Source organism: Bacteroidota bacterium (genome assembly GCA_030706565.1).
Lineage (GTDB): Bacteria > Bacteroidota > Bacteroidia > Bacteroidales > JAUZOH01 > JAUZOH01.
In genome coordinates this window covers 1-8,990 of record JAUZOH010000138.1, presented here as the reverse complement: position 1 = coordinate 8,990, position 8,990 = coordinate 1, and the positions used below count along the sequence as shown (strand labels likewise).

At 38.5% G+C, this 8,990-nt stretch carries 6 protein-coding genes; all 6 read left to right on the top strand.

The genetic code is table 11. From position 1 onward, the window contains the following. Positions 1 to 400: 400 nt before the first annotated feature. On the top strand, positions 401 to 1,516 hold the full coding sequence (locus tag Q8907_08710) for a glycoside hydrolase family 99-like domain-containing protein (GenBank protein MDP4274344.1): 1,116 nt from the start codon (positions 401 to 403) through the stop codon (positions 1,514 to 1,516). Positions 1,517 to 1,759: 243 nt separating this feature from the next. Beyond that, positions 1,760 to 2,944 carry a glycoside hydrolase family 99-like domain-containing protein gene (locus Q8907_08705; protein MDP4274343.1) on the top strand — a complete coding sequence of 395 codons (1,185 nt, stop codon included), beginning with the start codon at positions 1,760 to 1,762 and terminating at the stop codon, positions 2,942 to 2,944. Positions 2,945 to 3,015: 71 nt separating this feature from the next. After that, positions 3,016 to 5,637: a carbohydrate binding domain-containing protein gene (locus tag Q8907_08700; protein MDP4274342.1), complete on the top strand. Its 2,622-nt coding sequence runs from the start codon at positions 3,016 to 3,018 to the stop codon at positions 5,635 to 5,637. A gap of 170 nt (positions 5,638 to 5,807) precedes the next feature. Then, a complete protein-coding gene (locus tag Q8907_08695) occupies positions 5,808 to 6,896 on the top strand; it encodes a glycoside hydrolase family 99-like domain-containing protein (protein ID MDP4274341.1) in 1,089 nt (362 codons plus the stop codon). Between the two features lie 212 nt (positions 6,897 to 7,108). Further along, on the top strand, positions 7,109 to 8,089 hold the full coding sequence (locus tag Q8907_08690) for a metallophosphoesterase (GenBank protein ID MDP4274340.1): 981 nt from the start codon (positions 7,109 to 7,111) through the stop codon (positions 8,087 to 8,089). Next, on the top strand, positions 8,086 to 8,990 hold a 905-nt coding region (locus Q8907_08685; protein MDP4274339.1), incomplete at its 3' end, for a cellulase family glycosylhydrolase. The genes Q8907_08690 and Q8907_08685, both read left to right, overlap by 4 nt.

Here is an 8,990-nt window from a genome sequence, read left to right as displayed (position 1 = left end):
TTTTTTAATTGAGGATTTGTTGTTAAGCAAATCCTCAATTAAATTCTTAATTCCATTCTTTTTTTCATTATCATTCATTTAGTTGATATGAAGTGAAGGATTTTTTCATTGTTGAAATTTCGGATAAACTGAATATCAATAATGAGAATATTGATGAAAAATATTCCTCTAATTATACTTGTTAGCCATGAAACTACTACAAACCTACTTTTTTTCTGCCTTAAAAAATCGATTTAACTCCTATTCTTTCTATAAAAAAAAATCAGAATTAATTATTTTCAGACAGAGGTACGGGATTAATTCTAAACATGTAATATCTGCTCCCTTTTATAGAATGTCAACTTATCTTTTCTTATTAAAAAATTTGTACACAAAGTCTATTCTTTTAATTATGTTGATTATGGCTATTGGGTCATCAAACGCAATAGCCCAGAAGACAAGACCTGTAATTAAACTTGGGGCATATTATTTTGCCGGATGGGGAGGCAAATCTGTATATGACGATGGTAAACCAGAGCATGCATGGGCTAAAGGCATGCCGACACATTTTACCAAGAAATTGGCGACAGAATTTAATGGACGTACCCCAATATGGGGTTGGCGTGAGGATTCCCCGGAAATCATGTCGAGACAGATTGATCTTGCTGCTGATAATGGTTTGGCATTCTTTGCATACTGTTGGTACTTTCAGGATAACAAAGGACCAATTAATGTTAATAAAATAGAAAATAATCCACTTCATCAACCCATGAAGATGTTCATGAATGCCAAGAATAACAAAAGAATGCAATTCTGTTTATTGGTGGCTAACCATGCAGGATATGAAATAGTGGGGCAGGATGCCTGGAAACAAGCGGTTGATTTTTGGATAAAAAATTATTTTAAGCATCCCCGTTATCTGCTTGTCGATGGTAAGCCGTTGATTATTATCTTTTCAACTAAGGGGGCCGACAAAAATGGTTTGGCTTATCTTCAGGATGCAGCACGTAAAGCTGGATTTCCTGGTGTGCTGGTGGCAGGATGCGGTAATTGCAAACCTGACGATGGGTTCCAGGTACAAACTATATATAATGTGCACTCCAGGGAAGGATTGGGAGTTGAAGAAATTTATCCTTACAAAACTTTAGTCGACTTGAACGTGGCCATGTGGAACAGAACGGACAGGCCCAATATGCTTTATATCCCTACAGCTACTCAGGGCTGGGACAGACGTCCGTGGGAAGCAAAAAATGGTGAAGGTTTGGGGCAGGGAGCAGGACTTTCTCCCCATTTTGCAAGGGGAACAGCTAATGAATTTGAACTTTATCTGCGACGTATGGTTGATTGGATGGATGCTAATCCAAAACAAATAACCAAGGATCGGATAGGAATGGTTTATGCATGGAATGAGATTGGTGAAGGAGGCTGGTTAGTACCATGCCGTGACGATCCTGATGGTGCTTACCTAAAAGCAATTCGACATGTTGTTTTTGATCGTGGAATAAAGAAAAAAACGAAATTAAAAAATAGAAAATAATATACTGACAAAATTTCTATAATCAGCCGGGGCCATTTTTAATATTATTAGCGGAAAAGTAATTAATTATTCTGAATCATAATGATATGGGGAATTTTGCTTTATCGGATAACATAAATTATTGATTTATAATTATAAATCAATAGTTATTGAAAATGGAATTAATGTCTGTTTGAAGTGTTCAAAATGAATGTTAATCAATCCAAAGAATCTGGTTACTCAATAAGAAATTTAATTGAATGAATGATGAAAGTAAAAAAGTACTATAGGAGTTTTAATGGTTTTTTGTTTGACTTTTTTCATCGAATGTTTGAATGCAAAAGAATTAAGAATGAAGGTTATATTAATCTGTTTTTATTTACTGTGTTGGTTCTCATAGGAGGATGTAAATCGGATAATATTACTCAGGCGCCCTCCATAAAACTGGGTGCCTATTATTTTGATGGATGGGCTGGTAAATGTCCCTACGATGATGGAACAACTGCAAATGCATGGGCAAAGGGTATGCCATCTCATTACGTGAAATTACTGGGTACCGACTTCTCGGGACGCAAACCAATTTGGGGATGGCGCGATGACACTATGGAAATCATGGAAAAGCAGATAAACCTTGCGTCAGAAAATGGAATATCCTACTTCGCATTCGACTGGTACTGGCATGACACTAAGCTGCCTATCAATGTGGATGAAATATTGAAGGATTCTAAAAATAGTTCCCTTCAAATGTTTATGGTTGCTAAAAACAATACAAAAATGCAGTTTTGTTTGCTTGTTGCCAATCATACCGGATCAGAGATTGTAGGAACAGATGCCTGGAAACAGGCTGCTAACTATTGGATCAAGACTTATTTCAAGCATCCGCGTTATCTGCTCGTTGATGGCAAACCTTTGGTAATCATATTTTCACCTTTGGGTGCTGACAAGGATGGTTTGACCTATTTGCAGGAAGCTGCCCGTAACGCCGGGTTCCCTGGTGTACTGGTTGCTGAATGTGGAACTCGCTCTGCTGCTGATGGTTTTCAGATTCAGGCAGTATATAACGTTCATTCAGCTGATGGAATAGGAGTAGACGTAACCTATCCATTTCAAAAGCTCATGGACATTAATGTTGCTCAATGGATTCGGACGGATAGACAAAATATGCTCTATATTCCGACAATAACTGCGGGTTGGGACAAACGTCCCTGTGAAATAGGAACAACTAATCTTTCTCCCCATTACGATAGGGGCACACCTGCAGAATTGGAAAATTATGCCCAACGCCTGGTAAAATGGATGAATGCTTATCCGGGACAGGTAACCAAGGATAAGTTGGCCATGATTTATGCATGGAATGAATACAGCGAAGGGGGGTGGATTACACCCTGCGCTGAAGATCCTGATGGATCCTATCTGAAGGCAATTCGTCATGTTGTTTTAGGTAAGTAAGGGAAGGTTGGTATAATTTTCGGATTTTTAGATTTGAATTTTAAAAATAGTGGACATTGATTATAAAAAACATGTTGAAAAAATATTTTTTCTTTTTAGCAATTTTATTTGGGTTAATAGGTAAACCGGTATTTGCTCAGAAAGATTTTGCTCCTCTGTTTCCCTTCCTTATTTCTTATGATAGTCCTGAAAATGTAACCAATATGGGACATTTACTTGATGCTCCTGCTGGGAAACATGGGCGTATTCGTGTCCAAAATGGCCATTTTGTCAATGATACAGGGGCAGTTCGTCTTCATGCAACCAATCTGACCGGACCAGCGAATTTTCTTTCCCACGAACAGGCCGGCCGGTTAGCTGCCCGGCTTGCGCGTTTCGGAATTAATTGTGTCCGTTTACATTACATGGATGATAATTATGGAAATTTTAGAAATGAAAAAGAACATGGTTTAATAGCCAACGACAACAGGACACAGCGCAATTTGGATCTGTCGCAATTGGAAAAACTTGATTATTTGATTGCTGTCTTCAAAAAAGCAGGCATCTATGTGGATATCAACCTTCATGTGGCCCGTTTCTGGGACGAACGGGATGGGTTTCCTAATCAGGATAAATGTCCCTGGGCAGATAAGGGCCTCGATAATTTCGAACCCAGAATGATCGAACTGCAAAAGGAATATGCACGGAAGCTCCTGGCTCATGAAAATCAATATACGGGACTGGCTTATACCGATGATCCCTGTGTTGCCATGGTGGAAATTAATAATGAGAATGCACTGTTCGATCAATATCTCAAAGGAACTATAGACCAGCTTCCTGATCCATACTCTACCGAATTTCGAGTACAATGGAATGATTGGTTAATGAAAAAATACCGGTCGACAGAGTTATTGCATAAAGCATGGAAATACAAAAATGTTGCATTGTATAGCGAGCAGGTTCCGGAAGGAACTTTTACGAAACCAGTACTTATGGATGGCAATAAATGGAAATTTGTCACTGGTTCATCCGAAGCAAAGATAAAATCGTCGGATGGTGTTCTTAAAATCAATGTTAAAGTAAGAACAAACGATTTCTTTCCGAAATTATTCAGAACTGTATCGGTAAAAAAAGGCCAATCTTATACGGTTTCATTCAGAATAAGAAAAACGGAAGGCAAGGAAGAAACAGTACTGGGCTTTGCCATTGCTGATGGCCAGAATGGCTGGAGGTCGCTTGGTCTACATAAAACAATAAAAGTCGACAGCACTTGGGAGGAAATTATTGTACCCTTTGTTGCAGGCGATAATTCTGACCAGGCACAAATTCAAATTACCCGTTTCAATCAAGGTGAATTTGAAATCGATGATTTATCGTTCCGGTCGGGAGTCCAATATCATGTTGAAAAAACAGCCAAAATTGAAAGTAGTTCTGTCCCTGTTGTCAGGCTTAATGATTTTGTTCCTGAACAAGAGTTACGGGATTTTTATCAGTTTCTGGTCGACACGGAGCAAAAATATTGGTTGGGGATGTATAATTATCTCAAAAATGATTTAAAGGTCAAATCTGTAATATCGGGAACACAATTAGGATATGGCCCTTCGTTTGTTCAGGCCCAACTCGATTATGTAGATAACCATTCCTATTGGTGCCATCCGGCCCCTGTGGATACAAATTGGGAAATCCACAACGAATCCATGGTCAATTCAATGGCTTGTATACAGGGGTTGGCTAACCAAAGGGTTCAAGGGAAGCCGTATACTGTCAGCGAATATAATCATCCCTTTCCCAATCAGTATGGAGCTGAAAGCCAGCCTATGCTTCGTGCCTATGGACGTTTGCAGGGATGGGATGGAGTATTTGAATATACCTATAATCATCGGGCCGATCCGGAACCCGACAACAATAATTATTTCTTCAGCATGGTGGCCCGTACGGATATCTTGGCCCATTTCCCCGCCTGTGCTGCTATTTATCTGAGAGGCGACGTGCAGGAAGCAAGGTCTTCAGTAATTGGAGGAATTGATTATCCGGCTTATTTTGACAGGTTAATCTTGACTAAGAATGTATGTGCAGGGATCGATGCAACAGGTTTTAATTCCAGGCTTTCGTTAATTCACAAAACTGCTGTAGATTTTTCCGGGAAACAGGGCACCGACCCGATAAGAGTAGAAAAAGTTAAAGCCGACCAGAAGGTGTTTGTAAGCGATACACATGAGTTGACCTGGAATGTGGAACAGCCTGGCGCTGGTTATTTCACGGTCAATACAAAAAACACCAAGCTTTTTACCGGTTTCCCGGCTGGAAGGCTAATCCGTTTGGGTGATGTTTCAATGACTATTGGGAAAACCCGTTTGGGTTGGGCTACTGTTTCACTTGTTTCACAGAATGCTGCCGGTTTTGGTCAATCAGAACATCCATCCAGGATTTTACTTGCTGCAACTGGATTAATCGAAAACAAAGGCATGGTTATTAAAGAAATGTCGGACAAACAGATTAAACTCACTGATTGGGGCAAAGGTCAGGTATATGTCGAGGGTATTCCGGCCTCTATTACTTTGCCGCCTAATACTAAAACGACTAAATGTTATGCTCTTGATCCGCAGGGAGAAAGGAAAAGCGAAGTTCCGGTTGAGAAAGATTCGGACGGCAATTCGAAAATTAATATAAGCCCGGAATATCAAACCGTATGGTACGAAATTGAGATTAAGTAGAGGATTTTAATTGTCAACAAAACATATAATATTGATAGACAAAAAATAAATAAAAACTCAAAACCATGAAAAAATCTGAAGAGCTATTTCGATTAAAAATTAAAAATCTAGTTAACAAACCTTCCTTTTCCCAAAAAATAAGTTATGGAAAAGTAATCAACGTATTTTCAATGATGGTTTTAACGTTAGGGCTGTTCGTTTTGTCAGCTTGGACAAGCAATAGTGGTCCCAAGAAGCAAAAAACAAAAGTAATAGTTGGCGCTTACTATTTCGACGGTTGGGCTGGTAAAAATAGTAATGCCAATAATCCGGATGAACCCTGGGCAAAGACTGCGCCAACCCATTTAACCCGCAGGATGGTTGAAGAATTTTCGGACAGGGAACCGGTTTGGGGTTGGAGAGATGACTCTCAGGCTATTATGGAAAAACAAATTGATTTGGCTGCCGATAATGGGATTAACTTTTTCGCATATTGTTGGTATTGGAGGGATTCTAACGGGCCAATAAATACTGAAGGCATTAATAAGCTCACCCTTCATTCCAGTATGAATTTCTATTTGAAAGCAAAAAATAAAAAAAGGATGAAGTTCTGTCTCTTGGTCGCCAACCATCAGGGTTCAGAGATTAAAGGGGTTGAAAACTGGGAAAAAGCAGCTGATTTTTGGATGCAATATTTTAAAGATCCTCAATATGTTAAAGTAAATGGTAAACCTTTGGTTATTATTTTTAATACTTCCGGGATAGACAATGAGGACATAGCCATGATGCAAAATGTTGCCAAAAAACATGGATTAGCTGGTTTGACAATTGCTGGTTGTGGAAATACCACAGATAAAAATTTTGATATCAGAACACATTATAACATGAATCCCGGATATGTCGCCGGTCACGAAGAACATCCCTACAAGGAATTGGTCGATACGCACAAAAAACAATGGATAGGAACAGAAAAACAGCCCTATTTACCTGAAGTTACTGTAGGATGGGATAAACGGCCCTGGGAGGATAAAACCGGGCATGGAATAGGCGGTGCAAAAGAGGGTTGGTACTTTCCTCATCGTACTCCTGCTGAGTTTCATAGCTTCTTAAGTGATGCTGTTAACTGGATGAACGAACATCCCAAACAAACAACCAGGGAACGTATGGTTCTGGTTTATGCCTGGAATGAACTTGGCGAAGGAGGGTATTTAATGCCTACTAAAGGTGATCCTGATGGAAGTTATTTGAAGGTTATTAAAAGCGTTGTTTCGGGTAAGTGATTGAAAAAAATCTATAATCCTAAAAAAATAACATTTATTTCTCAACTATTCTTAAAGTCTCAAAATCAAGTTGTGAATATTTGATGCAAAAAAGGAACTCAAAAATGTCATACTCTTGTATTAATTTTTAAAACGTCAATTTGAATATTTATTGATAAAAGATTATTGATGGTTTAAATTGCAAATTCATAACTCGTTAATATTGAATATTTATGGAAAATAAATTAATTTTTAGATGGGAAATAAATGTTATTTTTCTTTTAATCATTTCCTTTATTCCCCCGGTTGCTTTTTCACAAAAATTTAATATTGTGATCATCCCTGATTCTCAATGTGAAGTCAATTATAATCCGGATATGTTTACAAGTCAGATGCAATGGATAGCAGATAAAAAAGATTCATTGCATATTCCTATTGTCTTACATGTTGGTGATATCGTTGATTTCAACAACATTGACCATTATAAAAGGGCAAGCGAAGGTTTTGAACTACTCGATCATGCGAAAATTCCTTATGCCATTACCTTAGGGAATCACGATACTGAAGCGGTTGGTGAACACAGCGGAAGTGCTGCACCTGGGAATGTAAATCAGAATTTAAGAAAAACCTCAAAGTTTAATTCCTTTTTCCCGGTTAAACGATTTACTGCACAAAAAGGCAGGTTTGAGAAAAATAAAAGTGATAATGCTTATTACTTGTTCAAGGCTGGAGGGTTGAAATGGTTAGTGCTCACATTGGAATTTTGCCCCAGACAGGAACCTATCCTCTGGGCAGGTAAAATCATCTCAAAATATCCAAATTATAATGTGATTGTCATGACCCATTATTTTCTAAATGGAAAGGGAAGTATAGGAAAAGATAATGCCGGTTATGGAAATTTAAGTCCTCAGGCTATATATGATCAATTGATTAAACAATATGCTAACGTCCGCTTGGTATTATGTGGCCATTTGGGTTCCTCTGGTCATTTTGAGAGCGCAGGTGCGCATGGAAATCACATATATCAGATATTACAGGACTATCAGGGGAAAGATAATGGGGGAGGATATCTCCGTATACTTGAAGTCGATCCAGACAGAGGTACTCTATCTGCTAAAATGTATTCTCCATATTATAGGAATACCAAGAATGATTCATCACAATTTTCCTTTTCTGGCGTCGATTTTGTTGGGAATAAAAAATGGAAAAAATGAAAAAAATTAATGGATATAGCATATTTTTGTTGTTGTTTCTGTTTGTTAATAGTGTTTCAGTAAATTCTGAAAATAGAAATGGTACATTGAAAATGCTTCCGGATTCTTCCCTGTTTTCTAAAGAACATCCCTCTCCTTCAATTGTCAGAGGGTTTATGATGAATGAAGCATTCAGTCAAAAAGATTGTGACGATGCACGTGCATGGGGAGCAAATGTAATCAGGGTACAGATTTATCCGGCACGATATGCAGACAGAATGCAAAAGGAATTTTGGGCTGCATGGCCTTCATTCTTAGACCAACTTGAAGAAAAAATCAAACAGGCGCAACGGTCAGGTTTAAAGGTCGTTGTAGATCTTCATCAACCTCCCTTCCAAAATGTTAAAAATTTTGACCAGGCCGACTTCTGGAATCGTAAAGACTTAAAAGTAACCTTTTGCAAGGTTTGGTCAGATATCGCAAAACGTTTAATGCCCTATAAGGATGTTATTTGGGGATATGATATTCTCAATGAACCTTTAGACAGGTCTCAATTGCCAGCGGTAACCCGGCAATGGAGGCCATTGGCTTTATCAATTGTTAGGGCCATACGAAAAATAGATCCCTATACCTGGATTATTTTTGAACCTGGGCCTGGCAGTTTATTTAGCGGATTTAAAAACCTGTCCCCTTTGCCTGATTTGCATATCATATATAGTGCTCATTTTTACTATCCCCAGGATTTTACGCATCAGGGAGTTTTCAACATTGCAGGAACTGATTTGGCTAGCGCTAAGAAGAAAATTAATTTGTCTTATCCCTCTGTAATTGAAAGTGTCCTATGGAATAAACAACGATTGGAACAGATGCTTAAGGATGCGGATGAGTTTCAAGCCAGGTGGAAAGTGCCTGTTTATGTCGG

What these genes read in the sequence shown, in the direction of transcription:
- Q8907_08710 (MDP4274344.1), top strand. Translation starts at nt 401, where the DNA reads ATGGCTATTGGGTCATCAAACGCAATAGCCCAGAAGACAAGACCTGTA.
- Q8907_08705 (MDP4274343.1), top strand. Translation starts at nt 1,760, where the DNA reads ATGATGAAAGTAAAAAAGTACTATAGGAGTTTTAATGGTTTTTTGTTT.
- Q8907_08700 (MDP4274342.1), top strand. Translation starts at nt 3,016, where the DNA reads ATGTTGAAAAAATATTTTTTCTTTTTAGCAATTTTATTTGGGTTAATA.
- Q8907_08695 (MDP4274341.1), top strand. Translation starts at nt 5,808, where the DNA reads ATGATGGTTTTAACGTTAGGGCTGTTCGTTTTGTCAGCTTGGACAAGC.
- Q8907_08690 (MDP4274340.1), top strand. Translation starts at nt 7,109, where the DNA reads ATGGAAAATAAATTAATTTTTAGATGGGAAATAAATGTTATTTTTCTT.